Annotated in this window: 24 protein-coding genes; 12 read left to right on the top strand and 12 right to left on the bottom strand. The window is 49.3% G+C overall.

The annotated features are described in order from the left end of the window. Window positions 1-154 precede the first annotated feature (154 nt). From MJX74_RS11970 to queF, 6 genes are all read right to left on the bottom strand, one after another. On the bottom strand, window positions 155-1,507 hold the full coding sequence (locus MJX74_RS11970) for a hypothetical protein (RefSeq protein ID WP_240223076.1): 1,353 nt from the start codon (window positions 1,505-1,507) through the stop codon (window positions 155-157). Next, complete coding sequence (locus MJX74_RS11965) at window positions 1,497-1,922, bottom strand: DUF3192 domain-containing protein (protein WP_240223075.1); 426 nt, start codon at window positions 1,920-1,922, stop codon at window positions 1,497-1,499. Before MJX74_RS11965 ends, MJX74_RS11970 begins: the two co-directional genes overlap by 11 nt. A 1-nt stretch (window position 1,923) precedes the next feature. Then, window positions 1,924-2,736, bottom strand: coding sequence for a flap endonuclease Xni (gene xni / locus MJX74_RS11960; RefSeq protein ID WP_240223074.1), 813 nt, complete (start codon window positions 2,734-2,736; stop codon window positions 1,924-1,926). Between the two features lies 1 nt (window position 2,737). Continuing rightward, window positions 2,738-4,096 (bottom strand): nucleotide 5'-monophosphate nucleosidase PpnN, encoded by a 1,359-nt coding sequence (gene ppnN, locus MJX74_RS11955; protein WP_240223073.1) that lies wholly within the window; start codon window positions 4,094-4,096, stop codon window positions 2,738-2,740. Between the two features lie 33 nt (window positions 4,097-4,129). Beyond that, window positions 4,130-5,686, bottom strand: a complete 1,557-nt coding sequence (locus tag MJX74_RS11950; RefSeq protein ID WP_420851403.1) for a sensor domain-containing diguanylate cyclase — start codon at window positions 5,684-5,686, stop codon at window positions 4,130-4,132. 453 nt (window positions 5,687-6,139) lie between these two features. Continuing rightward, a complete protein-coding gene (gene queF, locus MJX74_RS11945) occupies window positions 6,140-7,036 on the bottom strand; it encodes an NADPH-dependent 7-cyano-7-deazaguanine reductase QueF (protein WP_240223071.1) in 897 nt (298 codons plus the stop codon). Window positions 7,037-7,056: 20 nt separating this feature from the next. Here queF and syd point away from each other — a divergent pair, with 20 nt between their 5' ends. Next, complete coding sequence (gene syd / locus MJX74_RS11940) at window positions 7,057-7,608, top strand: SecY-interacting protein (protein WP_240223070.1); 552 nt, start codon at window positions 7,057-7,059, stop codon at window positions 7,606-7,608. Here syd and MJX74_RS11935 read toward each other — a convergent pair. Both MJX74_RS11935 and MJX74_RS11930 read right to left on the bottom strand, forming a co-directional pair. Continuing rightward, complete coding sequence (locus tag MJX74_RS11935; protein ID WP_240223069.1) at window positions 7,593-8,372, bottom strand: Zn-ribbon-containing protein; 780 nt, start codon at window positions 8,370-8,372, stop codon at window positions 7,593-7,595. The two genes, syd and MJX74_RS11935, sit on opposite strands and share 16 nt — an antisense overlap. 2 nt (window positions 8,373-8,374) lie before the next feature. Next, window positions 8,375-8,665, bottom strand: coding sequence for a hypothetical protein (locus MJX74_RS11930; RefSeq protein ID WP_240223068.1), 291 nt, complete (start codon window positions 8,663-8,665; stop codon window positions 8,375-8,377). Window positions 8,666-8,840: 175 nt separating this feature from the next. On the opposite strand from MJX74_RS11930, the gene MJX74_RS11925 reads away from it, so the two are divergent. Further along, a complete protein-coding gene (locus MJX74_RS11925; protein WP_240223067.1) occupies window positions 8,841-9,200 on the top strand; it encodes a DUF3192 domain-containing protein in 360 nt (119 codons plus the stop codon). Window positions 9,201-9,244: 44 nt separating this feature from the next. Here MJX74_RS11925 and MJX74_RS11920 read toward each other — a convergent pair whose 3' ends face one another. Then, window positions 9,245-9,763 carry a DUF1569 domain-containing protein gene (locus MJX74_RS11920; protein ID WP_240223066.1) on the bottom strand — a complete coding sequence of 173 codons (519 nt, stop codon included), beginning with the start codon at window positions 9,761-9,763 and terminating at the stop codon, window positions 9,245-9,247. Window positions 9,764-9,928: 165 nt separating this feature from the next. On the opposite strand from MJX74_RS11920, the gene MJX74_RS11915 reads away from it, so the two are divergent. From MJX74_RS11915 to rpoS, 10 genes are all read left to right on the top strand, one after another. After that, the gene (locus MJX74_RS11915) at window positions 9,929-10,582 is read left to right on the top strand and encodes a hypothetical protein (RefSeq protein WP_240223065.1); all 654 of its coding nucleotides are present in this window, start codon (window positions 9,929-9,931) and stop codon (window positions 10,580-10,582) included. Window positions 10,583-10,655: 73 nt separating this feature from the next. Next, window positions 10,656-10,955, top strand: a complete 300-nt coding sequence (ftsB, locus tag MJX74_RS11910) for a cell division protein FtsB (protein ID WP_240223064.1) — start codon at window positions 10,656-10,658, stop codon at window positions 10,953-10,955. Then, a complete protein-coding gene (gene ispD, locus MJX74_RS11905) occupies window positions 10,948-11,640 on the top strand; it encodes a 2-C-methyl-D-erythritol 4-phosphate cytidylyltransferase (RefSeq protein ID WP_240223063.1) in 693 nt (230 codons plus the stop codon). The genes ftsB and ispD overlap by 8 nt, the downstream gene beginning before the upstream one ends. Next, the gene (gene ispF, locus MJX74_RS11900; RefSeq protein ID WP_240223062.1) at window positions 11,640-12,119 is read left to right on the top strand and encodes a 2-C-methyl-D-erythritol 2,4-cyclodiphosphate synthase; all 480 of its coding nucleotides are present in this window, start codon (window positions 11,640-11,642) and stop codon (window positions 12,117-12,119) included. The genes ispD and ispF overlap by 1 nt, the downstream gene beginning before the upstream one ends. Beyond that, window positions 12,116-13,159: a tRNA pseudouridine(13) synthase TruD gene (truD, locus tag MJX74_RS11895; protein ID WP_240223061.1), complete on the top strand. Its 1,044-nt coding sequence runs from the start codon at window positions 12,116-12,118 to the stop codon at window positions 13,157-13,159. The genes ispF and truD overlap by 4 nt, the downstream gene beginning before the upstream one ends. A 4-nt stretch (window positions 13,160-13,163) precedes the next feature. Then, window positions 13,164-13,916 (top strand): 5'/3'-nucleotidase SurE, encoded by a 753-nt coding sequence (surE, locus tag MJX74_RS11890; protein ID WP_240223060.1) that lies wholly within the window; start codon window positions 13,164-13,166, stop codon window positions 13,914-13,916. Window position 13,917: 1 nt separating this feature from the next. Beyond that, a complete protein-coding gene (locus tag MJX74_RS11885; protein ID WP_240223059.1) occupies window positions 13,918-14,556 on the top strand; it encodes a protein-L-isoaspartate(D-aspartate) O-methyltransferase in 639 nt (212 codons plus the stop codon). A 13-nt stretch (window positions 14,557-14,569) separates the two neighbouring features. Continuing rightward, on the top strand, window positions 14,570-15,472 hold the full coding sequence (locus MJX74_RS11880) for a DUF368 domain-containing protein (RefSeq protein WP_240223058.1): 903 nt from the start codon (window positions 14,570-14,572) through the stop codon (window positions 15,470-15,472). Window positions 15,473-15,540: 68 nt separating this feature from the next. After that, window positions 15,541-16,398: a peptidoglycan DD-metalloendopeptidase family protein gene (locus MJX74_RS11875; protein ID WP_240223057.1), complete on the top strand. Its 858-nt coding sequence runs from the start codon at window positions 15,541-15,543 to the stop codon at window positions 16,396-16,398. 84 nt (window positions 16,399-16,482) lie between these two features. Then, complete coding sequence (rpoS, locus tag MJX74_RS11870; RefSeq protein WP_240223056.1) at window positions 16,483-17,475, top strand: RNA polymerase sigma factor RpoS; 993 nt, start codon at window positions 16,483-16,485, stop codon at window positions 17,473-17,475. A 46-nt stretch (window positions 17,476-17,521) separates the two neighbouring features. Here rpoS and MJX74_RS11865 read toward each other — a convergent pair whose 3' ends face one another. From MJX74_RS11865 to mutS, 3 genes are read right to left on the bottom strand one after another with little or no spacing between them, the layout of a single operon-like run. Next, entirely contained in the window at window positions 17,522-18,166 is a 645-nt protein-coding gene (locus tag MJX74_RS11865) for a GntR family transcriptional regulator (protein WP_240223055.1), read from the bottom strand. After that, complete coding sequence (locus tag MJX74_RS11860; RefSeq protein WP_240223054.1) at window positions 18,166-19,335, bottom strand: benzoate/H(+) symporter BenE family transporter; 1,170 nt, start codon at window positions 19,333-19,335, stop codon at window positions 18,166-18,168. The genes MJX74_RS11865 and MJX74_RS11860 overlap by 1 nt, the downstream gene beginning before the upstream one ends. Window positions 19,336-19,393: 58 nt before the next feature. After that, window positions 19,394-21,967, bottom strand: a complete 2,574-nt coding sequence (mutS, locus tag MJX74_RS11855) for a DNA mismatch repair protein MutS (RefSeq protein WP_240223053.1) — start codon at window positions 21,965-21,967, stop codon at window positions 19,394-19,396. Window positions 21,968-22,027 lie beyond the last annotated feature (60 nt).

The following is a 22,027-nucleotide window of genomic DNA, read 5'->3' as shown; positions in this document are numbered from 1 at the left end:
TTAGCTGTCGTATTTATTAGGAAAGAGGGCCTCTGGCGGGCCTGAAAACGGCGCAGAATATAGCATTTTTCGGCACATTACGCCAGTTTGGTGCCAGTTTAGCGCAGTTATCTGTGTTATATACGCTATAAGGCTGGTGAATGTTGTAATAAAACTACAATTTAAGGCTGATGGGGTAATAGCATTGGCTGCGTTGTATCAGTTGTTGCAGCCACACATCTGCTGCAACCGCTGTATTGCCAGCCGTCACAGTTATATTCAACAGAGTATTAAAGGGTTGCGCTGATGCTGCGCAGTACAGCACCAGGCTGCTATGCCATGCCAGTTGCAGATTAACCGCAACGGCTGTTAAGCGCTGGCTTGTACTGGGTTGTAGCCAGGCCGTAACAGCGGCGGTGTGATCCAGCTGGTATAGCTGCAGCAGTTCAATAAGCTGTGGCAGGTAAGTTTCACTTTGGCAATTTAGCGCTGGAGTAAAAGCGCTTTGGTAACCGGTGGTAGTACGGTTAACCAGCGCAGTGCGCTGGTAAAGTGGGCTAAGCCATAGCGGGGCGCAGCAACACAGCGCCAGCAAGCGGCTATCGGCGTTTGACAGCTTGGGCATGAACAGTTGTAGCGCTTGTGTCAACACATGACAAAACTGACTAAACACCTCCTGCCATGGGTGACGCAGGGCACTGAGATAATGCTGCAGCTCTGCCTGAGCCAGCGCTGCAGGCAATGCATCACGGCCAATAATGCCAATTGCCAGCTTTACGCTTTGCACACTTTGCTGCTGGCGGTTTAACTGGCTTGCCAGTGCCAGCAAGGGCGCCGAGCGCTCTGGGCTGGTTGTCAGGTAATGCTCTAAGGCTTTGTTGTCATAATGGCGCAGTTCGCTAAAGCGGGAATGTTGCAGCAAATGGGCAAAGGTATCCGGCTGTGGTGTTAACTCTGTAACTGGCTGCTGCAGTAGCTGGTGCAAAATATCTAATTCATAGTCACTTTGGCTTAGCATCAGGCGCGTGGCTAACTGCCCCTGCCATTCGCTGTGGTTAGACAGATACTCACTTTGTGTCAGCAGCAGGCTTAACAGAGTTTGTTGCCATTGCGGTTGTTTACGCTCGGAGGCATAGCAACCACTTAACACTTTAACGATGCTGGCAGCTTGCGGCAGCGCTTTAAACTGCCTGGCTGCTGTCAGGGCAGGGTACGGCAATGGCCCTGTTTGTATAGCAGACACTACAGCACTGCAGCAGCCGGCAAGAAGCAGTAAGCGCCGGTTAAGCGGCTGTAACTGATAGCAACCGGCAAGATATAACAATACCTCAATACGCCACAGTGATGCGGGCAGTTGGTGGATTGGCTGGCTAATGCTGTCATAAGTGACTGCGGTATCAAGTGCTTCGCGCTGTTTGCTCAGCAGTATTGCTGTTTTATACAGCGCTTCAGCTGAGGTGTCTGCCTGGCTAACGCAGTGTTGGTAAAGTTGCTGATAACGCTGCCATGGGCCTGGGTCAGTTTGCATGGCCGCTAATAACAGTGTAGCGCTGCACCGCCTCTTCGCCTATGGCTTGCAGGTGGCGGTTTTTAAACAGCAAGGCTGTGCATTCATCAGCAGTAGTTATGCCATCTGAAACGCTGCGGTGGGTGCGGTAATACAACACCTGATACAGATCCTTACCCTGCAGCACTGCCTCAGTAATATCTGGTGTGCCAAGGCGGCGCATAACGTCATCCTGTGTCAGGTTGTCAGTCAATTTATATTGGTTGATCAGTTTGTAGTTAAAGGCTTCCCGGTCGACCCAGGTCATTTGGTCGACATCATCCTGATACCAGAAAAATACTGTAGCCGTGAGCAACAGGTACACCACCAGTCCGATACTGAGCCAGGTCCATTTGCGTAGTTTCAGCTGAAACACAGAAGCGGCTTTTTGCATCATATCAGGGGGCTACCACCGGCTGGATCCGCATATCCTGCAGGTTCAATCCCAGTTGTACATCGGTTTTTAATGCCAGAATTTGCATAAAAACTTTGATCTGTTCTTTATGCTGCAGAATTTTTTCGCGCAATTTTTTATGGCAATCCGGGTGTTCTAGTGCTTCGGTCAGCGTGGCACCCAGTGCCAGCAAATCATGGGCGCCTTTGGGGCCGATGCCATTTACACCGGGAATATTGTTGGTACTATCGCCCACCAGGCTCCAGTAGCGCACCAGCTGAGCTGTACTGACACCAAACTTTTGCTGTACCGCTTCTTCAGTTTGGTGCTGGCGGGAAAAGGCATCGTAAATTTGAATATGCTGGCTTAGCAGTGGCAGAAAACCTTTGTCTGTTGACACTATGGTAACCTGCTGGCCATGCTGCGCCAGCTTTACGGCAATTGATGCAATAATATCATCGGCTTCATATTCATCTTGCTGCACGCTGTCAAAGCCTAGCGTTTTGGCGCATAGCTGTAATCCTTGCAGGGCATCTGCCAGAATGGTTGGCATTGGTTTACGGTTAGCTTTGTATTCAACATACAGCGTTTTACGCCACAGGCTGTTGCGTCCGTCAAATACCAGCACAGCGTGGCTCGGTGCTAATTCTTGCTGTAATCTTGCCAGTGCCTGACGCAGCATATTTTCTGTATTACGAATGATCTGAGTTTTGGTGCCCTCAGCAACTTCGTCGGTTACAGGTAGATATGGCCGCTCCTGCACGGCGTATAGCCGGCGTATCAGGTTAAGCGCATCAATTAACAGCAAGTGTGCCATGTTAGCGTACTACCTTGTAACAGGGTTCATATTTGCTGCCTGGCAGCTTCATTCTGCCCTGGTTCACAAAAGCCTGTAATAGCGTATCCATCATTTGCATCAGTTTGGGTTCACCACTTATCTGGAAAGGACCATGTTGGCGAATGGCTTTAATACCTTCGTCTTTGACATTACCGGCCACAATGCCGGAAAAGGCGCGGCGCAGGTTGGCTGCCAGTGTTGCGCTGTCCTGATCCAGGTGCAAGTCAAGTGCGGCCATATTCTGATGATTCGGGATAAAAGGCTGCTGAAAGTCCGGTTCTATCTGCAGTGTCCAGTTAAAGTGATAGGCATCGCCGACTGATTTACGGTAATGCCGTACTTCGGTGGCGGCCAGCTTCAGCTTACGCGCTACTGCGGGCGCATCATCAATAATAATCTCAATCAGTTTTAGCGCTTCGCTGCCCAGCGTGTTTTCTATGAAACTGGCAATTTCGCGAAAATACACTTCGCTTTGCTTCGGCCCGGTTAAAATAACCGGTAACGTCTGCTGCTGGTTATCTTTGTTCAGCATAATACCAAGCAGGTATAACAGCTCTTCTGCAGTACCTGCACCGCCAGGGAAAATAATAATACCGTGTGCCACCCGGACAAAAGCTTCCAACCGCTTTTCGATATCCGGCAGAATCACCAGCTCATTCACGATAGGGTTTGGTGGTTCGGCGGCAATAATGCTGGGCTCTGTCAAGCCAAGATAGCGGCCAGTGCTAATGCGTTGTTTATTGTGGCCAATGGTGGCGCCTTTCATCGGGCCTTTCATGGCGCCAGGGCCACAGCCGGTACAAATATCCATACCGCGCAAGCCAAGTTCATAACCCACTTGCTTGGTATATTTATATTCCACTTCATTAATAGAGTGGCCACCCCAGCAAACAATCATATTAGGCTCGTTGCTGGCATCAATTACACGGGCGTTGCGCAAAATATCAAATACGGTGTGAGTAATATGATCGCTGTTGTTTAAATCCAGCCAGCTTTTACTGCTTTGTAAGCGGCTGTGATAAAAAAGAATATCGCGCAGTACGGCAAACAAGTGTTCGTGTATCCCTTTGATAATCTGGCCGTCAACAAAGGCGCTTTGCGGTGGATTAAATAACTCAATTTTAATGCCGCGCTCGCGACTAATCAGGTTAACGGCAAAATCGTTGTACTGTTCGTAAATTTCGGCCGAGCTGTCGGTGTGGCTACCCACATTGAGCACTGCCAAACAGCAGTTACGAAATAAACGGAAGGCTTCTTGTTGGGTATTTTGCTTTAAATGGTCAACTTCCAGCTGTGATAATAAATCCATAGACCCAAGTGGGTTTAACTGCACATGCATATGTGCTCCTTTATACATTAGGTTAATGCCGTGTCAGGAGGCAGGTTTAAGAATAACTTTATCACGGCCTGCTTTTTTGGCTTCGTACAGCGCTTCATCGGCACGATCGAAAGCGCTGCGATTGGTGTCTTGTTCTGTAAATCGGGTTGCGCCAAATGAAATGGTAATAGGCACATTTACATTTTTAAATTTAAAAGGGATTTTACCAATCTTTTCCCTTAAGGCGTTAAGCCGCTTTTCCAGCTCGGCTAACTCAGTTTCCGGAAATAGCATAATAAATTCCTCGCCACCGTAACGGGCGATAAAATCAGTTTCGCGCAGGTTAAGTTTCAGTGTTTTGGCAATCACTTTGAGTGTTTTATCACCGGCACTGTGGCCGTAGCTGTCATTAATATTTTTAAAATGGTCAACATCTGCCAAAACCACACAAAGCGGTTTTTTATAGCGTTGCCAGCGTTTAATTTCTAATTGGTAGCGCTCATCAAAGGCTGCGCGGTTGGGTATTTCTGTTAGAGCATCTTGCAGGCTGCGGAAATTCTGTTCGGCAATGCGCTTTTTAAAAGTGCCGGCGTCTGTCTCCAGCTCGCCGAGGCGTTGTTCCATATTACCAAGTGTTAACAGCAATTGTTGCCGTTCCTGCTGTTCCAACTGCTCTTTTTCGCGTAACGATCCGGTAATAGCAGTTAACTTATCACTGACCAGTAATTTTAACTGTTCCAGCGAAGTGGCCTTTTGGCTGACATGGCTAAGATGATCAATTTGCAACTCAATTTGCTGGTTCAGCACCAGCATCTTTTGTTTCAGATCAGTCGATGCACTTAACGACGATACCACCGATTGTTGCACGCTGGTCAGGGCATCATTGAGTTTTAATAAAAAATGTTCAGCCGACTGACGCTCACGGTTAATGCTGCTGATGATAATACCGATGGTCTTTAAGCAGGCTTCCAGCAATGCATCAATGGGCAGTTTGCCCAGCAAGCTCAGCCGGATGGCATCAATTTCGGCCGCACTTTCTTCGGCAAAGGCAAGTTCGCTAAGCAGGTTAGTCAACTCGACACTGATTTGGCGACAAATATGGCTGTAACGCACATCATCGTCATCGCTGTCGGCCAGTTGCTGTTTGGCTTGCAGTACGTTTTGATACAGTTTGGCCAGTTCAGTTAAATGCGGCAAAAATGCATGTACAGTAGCAGAGGGTTGGCCGACTTTACCCAGTAACTGGCGTAAATCGCGGCGTAGCTGATCAGGTAAACCTTTTTGTTGCTGCAGCAGCTTACCGGCGTCAGCCAGGCCCTGCTGCATGCTTTGAATATCGGCCTGGTGCCTTGATTCTATCAGTTTAAGATTGTCGCTGGTGGCCTCAATAAACGGCAGCAGTTTTTCCAGATCGGTGCCGCGGTTTAGTTCGGTTCGCAATTTTGCCAGCCGGTTATCTAAATCGACATCCACCCCTTTGCACGCCAGAGACAGCCGCGAGACAAACTGTGCCAGAATTTTAAACTGGCTTTCATAAGTGTCTTCCAGCGCTTTACGTGCTTTAAGTGCGCTAGCCAGTTGTTTTTGTGTGTCGTCTTGCAAGACTACCACCTGAGGGTTCGCTGTTAAATCTATGTTTAGATTTAAGTATATCGGCAAAAGTAATAAATGCGATCACTGTTTTAAGCAAAATGTATTAGCAGATAAAAAAACAGCAGGCCCGAAGGCCTGCTGTAGTAGGGGATTTATCTTTCTTATTGTCCGGTTTACTTTTTACACAGGTAATAAGGTAACCAGGTTTGTTCTTCAGCAGAGGTCAGGTGTTGCATAATCAGCATCCCTTGTTGGAACTACTGTCCGGCAGTCCATCTGCCAGACGCTGCATATTTAACCAGAAAACGTTATTTTGTGAAAGTCATCATGTAATGTTTCTTTATTTATTTCAAAATTTCTATGTTTTGATCTGTAAGTTTAAATTTACAATTTTTTACTATTATGATTTGTATGGTTTTTTATTTTAATGGTGCTTCTATGGTGTGAAAGTTAGTTTGTAATAGTAGATGTTTACTGACGGCTTAGGCGGATAGCCGGAGGTGTGCAGGGTTCACTGGCACGCCAGGGATTAATATCCAATCCGCCGCGACGGGTGTAGCGGGCATAAACACACAAAAAGCTGGGCTGACAATGTGACCAGATGTCGCTGAAAATGCGCTCAACACATTGTTCATGAAACTCGTTGTGACTGCGAAAGCTGATTAAATAACGTAACAGCGCTTCGTGATCCAGTGCTTTGCCTCGGTAATGTATATAAACACTGGCCCAATCGGGTTGTGAGGTAATTAAACAATTCGATTTAAGTAAATGTGAGTGCAGTTTCTCTTCAACAATATCGGCGTCAGTCTGAGTTTGTAGCAAGCTTGCATCATACTGGTACTGGGTAATTTCAATGTCTAAGTCATCAATGCAGCGGCCAGGGATCCAGGTGGGCTGAAACGCCATAATCTCATTAACGTTATGCAGGCTGACTTTTACCGTTTTACCGGCACAGGCTGATAAATCGCGCTGCAAATGCTGATATACCTGCCCCAGATCAGCAAAGCGGCTTTGGTTAAAACTGTTGAGGTATAGTTTAAATGACTTGGACTCAATTAAATTTGCCGAGTTGTAAGGCACCACAAAGGTAGCCAGGGCTACCATAGGTTTACCTTTGGCATTAAGCCAGGATAACTCGTAACCGTGCCAGATGTCCTGACCTACGAAGGGTAAGGCTGCTGATGCCAGACCAATGTCATCCCGGCCCAGGCTGCGCGGTACTGCCTGCAATAAAGAGGCATCATACTGATCGGCATAGGCGGTTACTTTACCAAGGCTTAATTCGGCAAGAAGTTCTGAGTGGCTGCTGGTCATGTCTGTTTTTGTCATCACGGCGTAGTTAGCGTTACAATGGCGCAAGTTTATCATAAAGTTTGATGGAAGGTCGCGTGGCTCTGGCAACGAATTACAGTCAATTTATTCAGCGTGCAGTACTGTGGTATCAGCAGCAACAGCTGACATTAACCACCTGGGCCGATCCCAAAAGCCCATCCCCCTGCCAGGTTACAGATCCGGTGGACGACCGGGTGCAATGGCAGCCTGTATTACAGCAACCGCCTGCTGATTTTTCTAATGTTGAGCAGGCACTCGAGCTGGAATTACACCCTGATATAAAAAGCTATTATCAGTTGCAGTATGGTGCCGGTCTTGCCGCAGAGCATAGCCGCGGAAAACTGTTGCTGCTAATGGTATGGAACAGTGATGATGTAAAGCGGCTGCAGGAAAACATTATCGGCCATATCATTATGAAACGGCGGTTAAAACAGCGCGAAACGGTGTTTTTTGCCACCACTGAAGATGATGATATTTTGCTGTCGGTGCTTAACAGCACAGGTGAAGTGTTTGTTGAGCATGTAGGGCAGGAAGTAAAAGAAAAACTGGCCGACAGCCTGGCTGATTTTATCAGCCAGCTGGCACCCTGCTGCTACGACGGGCTTTGACAATCCCAGGCAATATTACCCAGTAAGCGGCAGTTATCGCATTTAAAGTCGAATAACTGCTGCAACGGCAGCGCTAAACGCCAGTTATCACCACAGCCGGGGCAGGGTTTATCCGCCTCTTTTTCGCAATTACTACTGCTGCCACTGTACAACGCGTAGTACACCGGGGTGTTATTGGCCTGTTCCAACTGGCGCGCCAGTTGTCTGCCCTGTTTGTTTAATTTGCTGTTTAGCTGCTGCAAGCTGCGCTCTGCGCTTTTAACCAGTACCCGCGTATGCTGCATTTGTATCTCGTCCAGCGCCTGGTATTGCAGCTGCCAGCGAATAAGCTTTTCATGATCTACTGCTGCTGTATTGAGCTGATATAACGGCACTGGCGCAAAATGTTCGCCGCAGCGTACCGGCGAGCAGGTGTCATTAAAACGGCTGTACAGAATATAAAAATCGGCGCTGTGACAAGGATCGGTATGCTGCGACATCAGATCCATACCCAGAATATATACTTGCGGATAAGCCAGGCCTACCGGAGCTAATTGCTGCAGTGCATCCAGGCCTTTGGCGCTGTGGTGTTTTTGTTGTAAAGCGTGCTCATCCGGCAACACTATGCGGCTGTTAAAACTGTCCTGTTGCCAGGCGGTTGGAAATTCACGCCCCAGCACCTGGCCATTAAATATCAGGGTTTCAATGTAACGGCGAATAGCGCTTTCGGCGCTATTAAAGTCGGTATCAGCAATTACCTTGAACCGTAGCTCAGCCAGATACACGGCTATTTATCCAGCTTGCTGAGCAGTAAATCCAGCTTGGTTTCAATGCGCGCCAGAGTTTGTGTCAGGGTGGTGTCTGAGCATTCAGTTGTTGCTAGCGTTGGTAAAGGCTTTGTGCTTGGAGGTGTATCATCAAATACCGGGTTATTCCGCCATTGCTGGTATGCCGCAAAGAGTTGTTGTGGAGCGATACGCCCGGCTAAACGAGTACGAAACAACGCCAGGCTGGGCGTTTTGCCCTCACGTTGCAGCTGGGCGGCAACTTGTTGTAACAGTTGTACGGGATCTGTCATGGCTTTTGCCTGTTTGACTAACTAATAGCGAAATTTACCACTAAGCGCCGACAGATAGTAGCGGTTATTTTATAAGTTACTGTTTTATATTGTTTTAATCTATGGCATGGCATTTGCTGAGCTAAAGCCAGGCTGCTACTGCAGCTGATTATTAAAACAACACAGGAAAATCACTATGTTAGCAAAAGTATTTGTGGCCGCTGCTTTAGCAGTTTCGTTATCAGGATGTGTGATTGCAGTAGGGGGCAAGCACGAGTTGGATGATGACAGCAGCTGGAAGAAAACCCAGCAGTATAATCAGGAACAGATTAACCGGCTGGCCCTGAATAGTAGCGCAGAAGACGTACGCACCTTATTGGGTACGCCTGATTTTACTGAGTCGTTCAACAAAGACGGTGAAACCGTGCAAGTACTGTTTTATCGCACTCATCATATAAAAAGTGATGGTAAGACCACCAAAGATGAATGTACGCCGCTTATTTTTAAACAAAACAAGCTCAGCGGTTGGGGCGATAAAGCCTACCAGTATCTGTAATAGCAATAGCACTTACCCGGCGCAGTCGCCCGCCGGGCATAGCATTAACTTAGTGTTATTTCCTGCAGATGATTTTGCAGATGCAGGTAATGAGCGCTGTAATATTGTGCTTTGGTCAGCTCACCATAAGCAAAATGCGGCGCTAAATCGCCTTGCCAGGCAATAAACAATTCAATTTCGGTTACCAGTTCAGCCAGTGCTACGTCGTTAGGCACGGCGTCTACCAATTTTGCTGCGCCGGGAATAGGTTCATCCAGTGGATGTGACATAGTGCCACTGGCTGAGAATACATTTAATGCAGCCGCACCTGCGGTGTACTGAAACAAAGCCGATTTCGCCTGTGGGTAGCCAAGGCGCGAGTAGCGAATACTTTGGGCAAGATGCTGAAACACTTTACTGACACTCCAGTTGCCATGGCTGGTCAGTTTAGCTGCCGGTAAGCGTTTTAATTGTGCCAGCAGCTCATCCAGCGGGTAGTGCCGCGCCATAGCCACCATTTTAGTGCCAAATGCCACTGCCAGTGGTATGCCAACTGCGGTTAAAAGAAATTTGCGTCGGTTCATCTGATAATCCGTATTGCCTGCAGCATTGAGTAGCGAGTGCAGTTGAGTAAGCATGCAGTAACGCTACCTTTTTTGCACTTTTTTCGCTATAAAAACGACAGATTTATTATGCATATCCCACTGATTTGCTTTTACAAGCGCCGGGCGATTGGCTAACATCTGGCCATGATTGACGCCGGTAGCAACCAACCCCACTTCTGGCAGGTGTCCAGAGACAACCAGACTTATACTGAGCTGTGTAACGCTTTGTATGAGCGTGAACTGCTGCGTTTGTCACAGCTTAGTACGGAGCAATTACTACGTCTGCCAAACCGTTTAGCCAGCCTGCCGTTTTATATCCGCCGGGCGGCCAGTAATATATTGCAGCAAAATAATGCCTTGCAGCTGGATAGCCAAAATGCGTCCTGGTATCACAAACAGGCGGCAAGTTGCCCGGCACGTAAACAGCAGGCCGATCCGATAGATGCGTTTTACAATAAATATGCCAAACCCGGCCTGATAGTGCCGGTATACATTACCCAACTGACGCACGAGCAGATAGTGCTTGATAGCGTAGATGAAGTCGACCCCACCAGGCAGCGCCTGCATTGCAATGAGCACGGCTGGTTTAGTTTTTCCGGTACACCGCTGGCACAGGAAAACAGCGATAAGTTTGTGCTGAAACCCGCCAAAGCTATTATGACTGCCGCCTGCTGTGGCCATCAGTGGTTAAATGCTGACAAAAAGCCACCGCGTTTGCTTAGCCTGCGCGAATTGTTGCTGGCGAGTCGGTTAAACTGGCAAAACTTTGCCAAACCTTTACCGGCATTGTTAGCCTGATGTTGGTTTTCCTGCTTTGCAATCGGGGGCAGAGGCTTCATAATGGCCACAGTCTGTTTAATGAAGCTGTATTATGCGAATACTCACTTTACTGCTGGTAATTGTGCTGGGCTTGCTGCAATACCGTTTGTGGTTGGGCCAGCACAGTATTGCCGATTACTTTCGTTTGCAAGAAGAGCTGCGTACCCAGCAGGCCAGTAATCTGGAGCTGGAAAAGCGTAACCGCTTATTAAAAGCCGATGTGACTGACTTACAACAAGGGCTGGAAGCGATTGAAGAGCGCGCCCGCAATGAGCTTGGGTTAATTAAGCAAGACGAAGTATTCTTTCGGTTATTCAGCCAGGCCGAGCCGGGTAAAACAATTAATGACTAACCCTAATTATCCTGCGATTGCCGCCATAGTGCCTGCCGCTGGTGTTGGTGCACGCATGCAGGCTGATCGGCCCAAGCAATATCTGGTTTTGCATGGTAAAACCATTTTGGAACACAGTGTTGCCAGGTTGCAGGCAGTTGCTGGTGTTGAACAAATCTGGCTGGCGCTGGCAGCAGATGATCCCTATTTTGATGCTACCGCGTTAAGCCACAGTAATATTATCCGGGTTAAAGGTGGCGAAGAGCGTATGCATTCGGTGCTCAATGCACTGAATTTTGTAGATGAACATCAGTACCCCTGGGTGCTGGTGCATGACGCAGCACGGCCGTTAGTGCGCCAATCTGATATTGAACAGCTAATTCAGCGTTGTTTAGCCAGTGGCGAGGGCGGCATTTTGGCCTGCCGTGTACGCGACACCATGAAACGCGGCGAATTAATGGTAGCTGAAACGGTGAGCCGCGAACATTTGTGGCATGCGCTGACACCGCAGTTTTTTCCTACCGGCCTGTTAAAAGCCGCCTTGCAGGACGCTATCAGCGCCGGGGTACACATTACTGATGAAGCATCCGCGATGGAATGGGCTGGCCACAGTGTGCTGCTGGTGGAAGGCCACAGCGACAATATTAAAATTACTCAGCCAGCCGATTTAGCCCTGGCTGCGTTTTATCTGGAGCAAAGTAGTTAATGAATATGCGTATTGGTCACGGCTTTGATGTGCATGCCTTTGGTGGCGAAGGCCCGGTAACGCTGGGCGGCGTTAAAATTGAATATACCCAGGGCCTGCTGGCACATTCTGATGGTGATGTTGTGTTGCATGCGTTATCCGATGCTTTACTTGGTGCCGTAGCGCTTGGCGATATTGGCCATCATTTTCCTGACACTGACGTTGCTTTTAAAGGTATTGATAGCCGGATATTACTGCGTAAGGTGTTCGCTGATGTTAGTGCAGCCGGTTATAAAATCGGTAATCTTGATATCACTATTATGGCGCAGGCGCCTAAAATGGCACCGCACATTAACGCTATGCGCCAGTGTATTGCCGATGATTTGGCTTGCCAGTTGTCACAGGTAAATGTAAAAGCCACTACCACAGAAAAGCTGGGTTTTGTTGGCCGCAAAGAGGGTATAGCGGCAGAGGCCGTGGTACTGCTGGTTGGCGCATGACCGCTGCACAGCCCCTAAGTTATCTGTACGGTGAACCTGTAGCTACAGCGTTATTACGTCAGCACAGCGATGACTTTATTGTTGAAGAGCAGCTTAATTTCAGCCCGAGCGGCGCCGGTGAGCATATTTTGCTGTATATCGAAAAAACCGGCCAGAACACCCAGTATGTTGCCAAGCAACTGGCAGAGCTTACCGGCTTGCGCGCCCGCGATATCAGTTATGCCGGTTTAAAAGACCGCCATGCTGTTACCCGTCAGTGGTTTTGTTTTAAGTGGCCAATTAAGCAACCGCTGGATTGGCAAAGCTGGCAGTTGGAAGGTTGCACTGTGCTGGATATGCAGCGCCATTACCGCAAACTGCGTTTAGGCGCACTTAAAGCTAATCTGTTTCAGATCCGCTTGCGCCAGGTATCAGATATTACCGATGTGCTTAAACGCGCTACGTTGCTAAACCAGGGCGTGCCTAACTATTATGGTGAGCAGCGTTTTGGCATTAATGGTGGCAATCTTGCATTGGCGCAACAGCTGTTTAATGGCCAGAGTATCACTGATCGTAAACTGCGCGGCCTGGCATTATCGGCCGCCCGCTCTTATGTGTTCAATCAGCAGGTGTGTGCCCGCATCAGTGCAGGTTTATTTAATACTGTGCAACATGGTGATGTGCTGCAACTAAATGGCTCTGGCTCGGTATTCCGCGCACCAGAGGCTGATGCCAAATTGCAGCAGCGGCTGCAACAGCAGGATTTACATATTACTGCAGTACTGGCGGGCATTGGCGAGCCAATGGTCAGCGGTGCCGCCGCCGAATTTGAGCAGCAGGTGCTTGCACAGCACAGAGCCCTGGTGCAGGGGCTGGAAGATTATCGCTTAAAGGCCGAACGGCGGGCGATACGGCTGTTACCACAACAGTTAACAGTGCAACAGCAGGGTAATGATATAACGCTAAGCTTTGCGTTACCCGCAGGTTGTTTTGCTACCAGCGTGCTCAGAGAGCTGCTGAAGTACCAGGATTGCGGCCGTAAAACCGTTGATATGGAGTAGCCAGATGCGAATTTTATTAAGTAATGATGATGGTGTGCATGCCAAAGGTATGCAGGTGCTGCAACAGGCGCTGAGCCAGATAGCTGAAGTAACAACAGTCGGGCCGGATCGGAACTGTAGCGGTGCCAGCAATTCATTAACGCTGATAAACCCGTTAAGGGTACAGCAGATGGAAAACGGCTTTTTGTCGGTAAACGGCACACCGACAGATTGCGTGCATTTAGCTATCAGCCAGCTGCTGGATTTCACACCGGATCTGGTAGTAGCCGGTATTAACCATGGTGCTAACCTGGGGGATGACGTATTGTACTCGGGTACTGTCGCTGCCGCCACAGAAGGGCGGCACTTAGGTTTACCTGCCATTGCGGTTTCACTGGCCGGGCGTGATGAAGAGCATTTTGCTACAGCCGCCTATGTTACTGTGCAGGTTATTAAAAAGCTGAAGTCACACCCGTTACCGGCAGATCAGATTTTAAATATTAATGTTCCGGCGGTATCAATAGAGCAGCTAAAAGGCATTCAGGTAACCCGTCTGGGCCGGCGCCATAAAGCCGAAACCATGACCAGTGCTACCGATCCCTGGGGTCGGAAAATATACTGGTATGGCTCACTGGGGCCGGAGCTGGATGCTGGCGAGGGCACCGACTTTCATGCCATAGCCAATGGCTATGCGTCTGTAACACCACTGCAAATTGATATGTCGGCTTATAAAAGCATGGACACATTACGTCAGTGGCTAGAGGGGATCAGTTTGTAACATGGCAGTAGCAACATCACGCAGCGCCGCGGTACTGGCGCAAAAACTTCAGGCTGAGGGTATCAGCAATCCACAGGTTCTGGCGGCTATAGCCCACACACCACGTCATCTGTTTGTTGAAGCCGTGCTGGCTCATAAAGCCTATGAAAATACCGCCCTGCCGATTGGGCAGGGCCAGACTATTTCTCAGCCTTATATTGTTGCCCGCATGACAGAATTATTATTGCAGGACAAAGCGCCTGGTAAGGTACTGGAAATTGGTACCGGCTCAGGTTATCAAACTGCAATACTGGCCAGGCTATTTTCGCATGTATGCAGTGTTGAGCGTATTAAAGCGCTGCAGTTTCAGGCTAAGCGGCGCTTGCAACAGCAGGATTTACACAATGTATCGATGAAACATGGCGATGGCTGGCAGGGTTGGCCCAGCAAAGCCCCGTTTGACAGTATTATTGTTACTGCGGCCCCGGTTGAAGTGCCTGTAGCCTTGTTGCAACAACTGACTGAAGGTGGCCGGTTAGTGATCCCGGTGGGGTTACATGAGCAGGTTTTGCGGGTATACCAGCGCAATGGCGATGATTTTAGCAGCACGGACATTGAAGCGGTGCGTTTTGTGCCTCTTGTGCCGGGTGCACTGGCCTGATTAAGGGAAATTAATGCAATATATTCAGTGGATTATCAAAGGGCTGGCGATGGGAGCTGCTGATGTGGTGCCGGGTGTGTCAGGCGGTACTTTGGCCTTTATTCTGGGCATCTATGAGCGTTTGCTGGCCGCCATCAGTAACTGCAATGTGCAGGCATTGCGTTTGCTTGGGCGAGGCAAAATTGCTGCATTGTGGCAGCATATTGATGGTACATTTTTACTTTGCTTGTTTGGCGGCATTTTTATCAGCATTTTCTCTCTGGCCGGGGTAATAAGCTATTTTCTCGAGTATCGGCCCATTCCGTTGTGGGCGCTGTTTAATGGCCTGATTCTTGCGGCACTACCCACGCTGATAAAAAGCCTGCGCTGGAACTTACTGCGTGTCGGGTTGTGTCTGTTGGGAGTGGCTTTCGCGGTATCGGTTGGCATGCTGGCGCCACATGAACTTAAACCTGCACCCTGGTTGTTTTTCATTGCCGGTGCGATAGCAATATGTGCAATGATCCTGCCCGGTATTTCCGGTAGTTTTATCCTGCTGATTTCAGGTATGTATGCGCCGGTACTGCTGGCGGTAACGGAATTACAGCTTGGCGTGCTGGCGCTGTTTCTGGCAGGCTGCATTTTTGGTTTACTGAGTTTTTCCCGTTTACTAAACTGGCTGCTGCAGCATTACCATGACGCCACGCTGGCGCTGTTAATTGGGGTGGTAATTGGCGCTTTTTACCGGATTTGGCCCTGGCAGGCCGAGCAAAAAATCTATCTGCCCTGGCAGTATGCCAGGCAGGTAGGTGATGCAGATATTGGTATGGCTTTGGTGTGTCTGATTGCTGGCATAGGCATTATGTTACTGCTGTTAAATCTGGAAAAATGGTTTACTCTGCCTGCTACGGCGGAAAATGCGACGACGAAAGACTAAAGGAGGTTTTTATTCGTTGTACTAGCCACAGCTACCTGCAAAGCGCAACAACACGTCCGGTCTGGTTTTTGGCGCGTGCCTTCTGGCTGTGGTTAATACTGCTGATAATGGTGCTCAGCGGCTGTTCTTCACGCTCTACACCGGCACCGGTTAGCACGCTGGAGCTGCGGGAGAATTTCTATCAACAGCGCAACCGTGGTTCATTGTCTGCCAGCAGTTATACCGTTAAGCGCGGCGATACCCTCTATTCTATTGCTTTTCGTGCGGGTAAAGATGTACGCGAAGTGGCACGGCTGAATGCCATTGCCAGCCCTTACACTATTTACCCCGGACAACAGCTTAAACTTACCGGAACTATGGCCCGTCGGGTTGCTAAAACCGTGGCTAAACCTGCGCCAAAGCCTGTACAAAATACAAATAAGAATAATTCAAGCCAAGCAAAATCAAATAGTTCGGTAAAACCGGCTAAACCTGTTGCACCGAAAAATCAAACGGGTTATGTTCAGAACAGAACAGCGCTGGAAAAAAAGGCGCAAAATCCTACCCTAAGTGGGAACGTGGTGCAATGGCAATGGCCGGTAAAAGGCAAAATAATTTCCGGTTTTTCGCATCAGCAACAAGGCAATAAAGGGGTGGATATTGCCGGGCGTGAAGGCAACAGAGTAAATGCAGCAGCCAGCGGGCAAGTGGTTTATGCCGGTAGTGCGTTAAGAGGTTATGGTAATTTAATTATTATCAAGCACAATGATGATTACTTAAGTGCTTACGCGCATAACCGCAAATTGCTGGTAACAGAAAGACAAATGGTTACTGCCGGGCAGCAGATAGCCGAAATGGGCAGTACTGATGCTACGGATCCACGTTTGCACTTCGAGATCCGCTTTCGTGGCACCTCCGTAGACCCATTAAAATATTTACCAAAATAATAAGATCAAAGACACAAGTAATATCAGGAATGGACACGATATGCCTTAGTTGGCTCCTGACCCTGTAGACGTGGGAGAAAGGATATGGGACAAAAGAGTGACGATGACGTTTTAGATTTTAAAGAAGATGAACTGGTAGACGATGCTGCGTTGCTGGAAGAGGATGCAGAGCCGGATGTGGCTGATTTAACGGCTGAAGAAAGTGTGACAGAAGATGTTTTTGCCCGTGATGACAGCCATAAAACTATGGATGCAACACAAATTTATCTGGGTGAAATAGGTTTTTCACCGTTATTGTCTGCTGAAGAAGAAGTGTATTTTTCCCGTTTGGCACTAAAAGGTGATCAAGCAGCACGTAAGCGTATGATAGAAAGCAATTTACGCTTAGTGGTGAAAATTGCCCGCCGCTATATTAACCGTGGTTTAGCGTTACTGGATTTAATCGAAGAAGGTAACCTTGGCCTGATCCGCGCGGTAGAAAAATTTGATCCTGAACGCGGTTTCCGCTTCTCAACCTATGCCACCTGGTGGATCCGCCAGACCATAGAACGCGCCATTATGAACCAAACCCGCACCATCCGGTTGCCCATTCATGTTGTGAAAGAGCTGAATATTTACCTGCGTGCTGCGCGGGAGTTGTCACAAAAGCTGGATCATGAACCAACACCGGAAGAAATTGCCAGTGCGCTGGACAGGCCGGTGGAAGAAGTGCGCAAAATGCTGAAGTTAAATGAAAAAATAACCTCGGTAGATACGCCAGTGGCAGGTTCATCAGAAAAGCAGTTGTTGGATGTTATTGCAGATGAAAAAGAGCTTGGGCCGGAAACTGAGCTGCAGGACGAAGATATTCGCCAGCACTTAGTAGTATGGCTAAATGAGCTGAATCCAAAACAGCGTGAAGTACTGGCAAGGCGTTTTGGTTTGCTTGGCTACGAGCCTTCGACGCTGGAAGATGTTGGCCATGAAATTGGTTTAACCCGCGAACGGGTGCGGCAAATTCAGGTTGAAGCACTGCGGCGTTTACGGGAAATTGTTACCCATCAGGGCTTGAATATCGAAACCCTGTTTCAGGATTAAACTATGCTAAAACTTGGCTAAGACCAGGCTGAAACCAAACAAGGCGCTATCTGGCGCCTTGTTGTTTTTGTAGCAACTGCACCAGCAAATTACCGGCCTCGGTAATATGGCGCACCAGCAGTTTACCGGCCTGCTCTGTGTCGCCGTGGCGCAATAAACTGAGTAATTCTGCATGCTCAGCGGCACTGGTATCGGCATAGGCCAGGGCTTGCTCCTGATACCCCAGATAGCGAGATACCTGTTGATGCAGTTGATCCAGCAAGCGCAATAAATGTGGCTTAGCGCAGCTTTGATACAATATGCGATGGAACTGCCAGTTTAATTCTCCGCGCTGATAAGGCGCCAGATGTTTATGCGCCGCAATATAGGCCAGTAAGTCTTCGGCCTGGCCCAGCTGGCTGAAACTCATATTGGCTGCGGCCAATTGCAGTGCCAGCGGCTCCAATTGTAAACGCAGCAAACACAGCTCTTGTGCTTCAGTCGCGCTAAAACCCGGCACCTGGATACCGGCTTTGCCATGCGGCTCCAGCCAGCCGTCACTCAATAACGCCTGTTGCACATCGCGCACAACAATACGGCTGACGCCATAATGCTCTGCAAGCTGTTGCTGGGTAAGCACGGTACCCGGTGGCCAGTGTTGCAGCTGAATATGCTGTTTTAGCTGGTTGTAAAGCTGTTGCTTTTTCAGCATCAGTGGCTCCGGCGCAGGCCATTGATTATCAGCAGGGTTAAACCACCGGCAATAATGCCCCAGAATGCGGCTGCAACACCAAAGAAACTCACGCCGCTTGCTGTAACCAACAGGGTTACGACAGCCGCTTCGCGGTGCTCGCCTTCAGCAGTAGCTACGGCCAGGTTTGCACCAATGGTGCCCAGCAACGCCAGGCCAGCCAGCGCAGCAATCATTTCTTTAGGGAAAGCGGAAAATAGCGCCACTACAGTGGCACCGGCCAAACCTGCCAGCAGGTAGAATACACCGGCAGCTATACCGGCAATATAACGTTTATCTTTGTCGGGGTGTGCTTCAGTGCCAGTACAAATAGCTGCAGTAATGGCAGCCAGGTTAATGGAGAAAGCGCCCCAGGGTGCCAGCAGTAAGGTTGATAGGGCAGTGCTGCTGATAAGCGGTGACACCGGCGTTTGATAACCGCTGGTGCGGATCACCGCAACACCGGGGATATTCTGTGATGCCATGGTAACCAGCAACAATGGCAGGCCAACACCGAGTAAGGCGCTGAGTGACCAATGCGGTGTTACCCATACCGGTGTGGTTAAACTTAGCGTAACGGCACTGTAATTAAACTGGCCCTGCAGCAGTACACATAGTAACCCCGTAAGCAACACCCACAAAATGGCATAGCGCGGCATAAAGCGTTTGGCCAGTAAATAACTGATACACATCAGGCCAACCAGTAATAACTGGCTTTGTAGTGAGGTAAAAATACTTAAGCCAAACTGTAGCAAAATACCCGCCAGCATGGCGCTGGCCAGTGGCAGCGGAATAAGCCGGGTTAACTTATCAAACCAACCGCTAAGGCCGATAATAACGCCAAGTGCCGCGGTAAATATAAATACACCTACCGCTTCGTTGATGGTTAAGCCCTGCAGGCCGGTTGCTAAAAGGGCCGCGCCGGGAGTAGACCAGGCGGTAATAATAGGCGCTTTGTAATACCAGGACAAACCAATACAGGTGGCGGCCATACCCAGGCCCAGCGCCAACAGCCAGGATGCCATTATCTCCTGCGTGGCACCGGCAGCAGCGGCAGCTTGCAGCACTATCGCTACCGAGCTGGCAAAGCCGACCAATACCGCAACAAACCCCGCGACTATGGCCGAGAGGCTAAGATCTTTAATTGACATAAGTTAACTCAAACTAAAAAAGTATACCTAATTTAAAATGTATACATTTTTTGTCAAGCTACAGTTGTTGTTTCAATTGATACAATAACTCCAGTGCCTGCCGGGCGGTTAAATCATCCGGATTAATAGCGCGCAGTTGCTCTACTACCGGATGTTCGGTTTCCAGCAGGCTAAGTTGCGGTTGTATCACGGTTGACGCTGTTGTTACTGCTGTTTTTACCGATGCTGTGCTGCCATGCTGCTCCAGCTCACTGAGTTTATGCCGCGCTTGTTTAATAACGGCTTTAGGTACGCCGGCCAGTTGTGCTACCTGTAAGCCAAAGCTTTTGCTGGCGGCGCCGTCCTGCACGTGGTGCATAAACACTATGCTGTCGCCATGTTCTACTGCGTCCAGGTGCACATTAGCCAGCCCCGGCAGTTGCTCTGCCAGTTCAGTCAGTTCAAAGTAATGGGTGGCAAACAAGGTTAAGGCTTTAATTTTGGTTGCCAAATAATCGGCACAGGCCCAGGCTAAACTTAAACCATCGTAAGTACTGGTACCGCGGCCAATTTCGTCCATCAGTACCAGACTGTGCTCAGTGGCGTGATGCAAAATAGTGGCAGTTTCGGTCATCTCAACCATAAAAGTAGAACGGCCGGAGGCCAGATCATCTGACGCGCCAATACGGGTGAAGATACGGTCTATCGGGCCAATTTCGGCACTGTCGGCAGGCACAAAGCAGCCAATATAAGCCATTAGTACAATCAGCGCAGTTTGGCGCATATAGGTAGATTTACCGCCCATATTCGGCCCGGTAATCATCAGCATACGGCGTTGTTGGTGTAAATGCAGCGGGTTGGCAATAAAGGGTTCGGTTAATACCTGCTCTACCACGGGATGCCGCGCTTGCTGCAACACTATGCCGGTTTGGCTGCTAAGCTGTGGCCGGCAATAGTTCAGGCTGTCGGCACGCTCACTAAAGGTGCATAACACATCCAGCTCGGCCAGCGCCTGCGCCAGCTGTTGTAGTGGGGCCAAAAAGGGCGCTGTCAGCTCAAATAGTTGCTCATACAGCTGTTTTTCCAGCGCTAAGGCTTTGCTCTGGCTGCCAAGTACTTTGTCTTCGTACTCTTTTAGCTCGGGAATAATATAGCGCTCATTGTTTTTTAATGTCTGGCGGCGCACATATTCAGGTGGCACTTTGGTGTCGGCGCTGCGACCAGTTTCAATGTAATAACCATGAATACGGTTAAAGCCTACTTTTAGTGAAGCAATACCGGTGCGCTCGCGCTCGCGCTGCTCCAGTTGTTCTAAATAATCGGTGGCACCGGTAGCTAAAGCCCGCCATTGGTCCAGCTCGGCGTTGTAACTACTGGCAATAACGCCACCATCGCGGATCAATACCGGTGGTGTTTCCACAATAGCCTGCTCTAACAGCGTACATAGCTGTGGCAGTGGCTGGGCGGCCTGGCTGATTTGTTGCAGTAAAGCACTTTGCAGCGGCGACAGCTGCGGTGCCAGCACCGGTAATTGCTGTAATGCCTGGCGCAGACGGGCAAAGTCACGCGGGCGGGCACTGCGTAGCGCTAAACGGGCGATAACCCGCTCAATATCGCCAATTTGTTTTAACAGTGGTTGCAACTGCTCATATTCTGTATTCAGTTCTGTTACGGCATCCAGCCGGGCATTAACCTGGGCCTGACTACGCAATGGCGCATGGATCCAGCGTTTTAGCTGGCGTGACCCCATGGCTGTCTGGCTGCGGTCCAGCACGGCGGCCAGCGTATGTTCGTAGTTGCCGGCTAAGTTTTGTGTTAACTCCAGATTACGCCGGGTGGCGGCATCCAGTACAATATTGTCCTGTGAGCGTTCCAGCGCCACCGCACGGATATGTGGCAGCGCGGCGCGTTGTGTGTCTTTAACATATTGCATTACGCAACCGGCCGCCATTAGCGCTACCGGTGCTTCATCTACACCAAAACTCAGTAAGTCTTTAGTAGCAAACTGCTGGCATAATAAACGCTTAGCGGTAGCCAGCTCAAATTCCCACACCGGGCGACGACGCGCGCCTTTGCGTTTTTCTACCAGATAACTGTCGGCGAAATCTTCCGGGTATAACAGCTCTGCCGGGTTAAGCCGCTGCAACAGCGCGGTTAAATCATCTATGTTGTCTACCTGATTCAGCAAAAAACGGCCGCTGCTTAAATCCAACTGAGCCAGGCCGTATTGGCCACGCAACTGGCTGATAGCACACAGTAAATTGTCCTGCCGCTCATTTAACAGAGCTTCGTCAGTAACCGTGCCGGGGGTAACAATGCGCACTACTTTGCGCTCAACCGGGCCTTTACTGGTGGCTGGATCGCCAATTTGCTCACAAATTGCCACCGATTCGCCCAGCTGTACCAAACGGGCAAGATAGCCCTCAACGGCATGATAAGGTACGCCCGCCATCGGGATCGGTGTACCGGCACTTTGGCCGCGCTTGGTCAGCGAAATATCCAGCAGTGCGGCTGCGCGTTTAGCGTCGTCGTAAAACAGTTCGTAAAAGTCACCCATGCGGTAAAACAGCAAAATGTCGGGGTGTTCGCTTTTTAACCCCAGATACTGCTGCATCATGGGTGTATGAGAAGACAGGTCTTTGATAATAGTCATACCGATGTTCTTATCCGCGGCCGTTAGCGATGATAAAGCCGGGGATTATAACAGAAGTTT

Source organism: Rheinheimera hassiensis (assembly GCF_022436675.1).
Classification (GTDB): domain Bacteria; phylum Pseudomonadota; class Gammaproteobacteria; order Enterobacterales; family Alteromonadaceae; genus Alishewanella; species Alishewanella hassiensis.
This window is presented reverse-complemented; position numbering and strand designations above follow the sequence as displayed.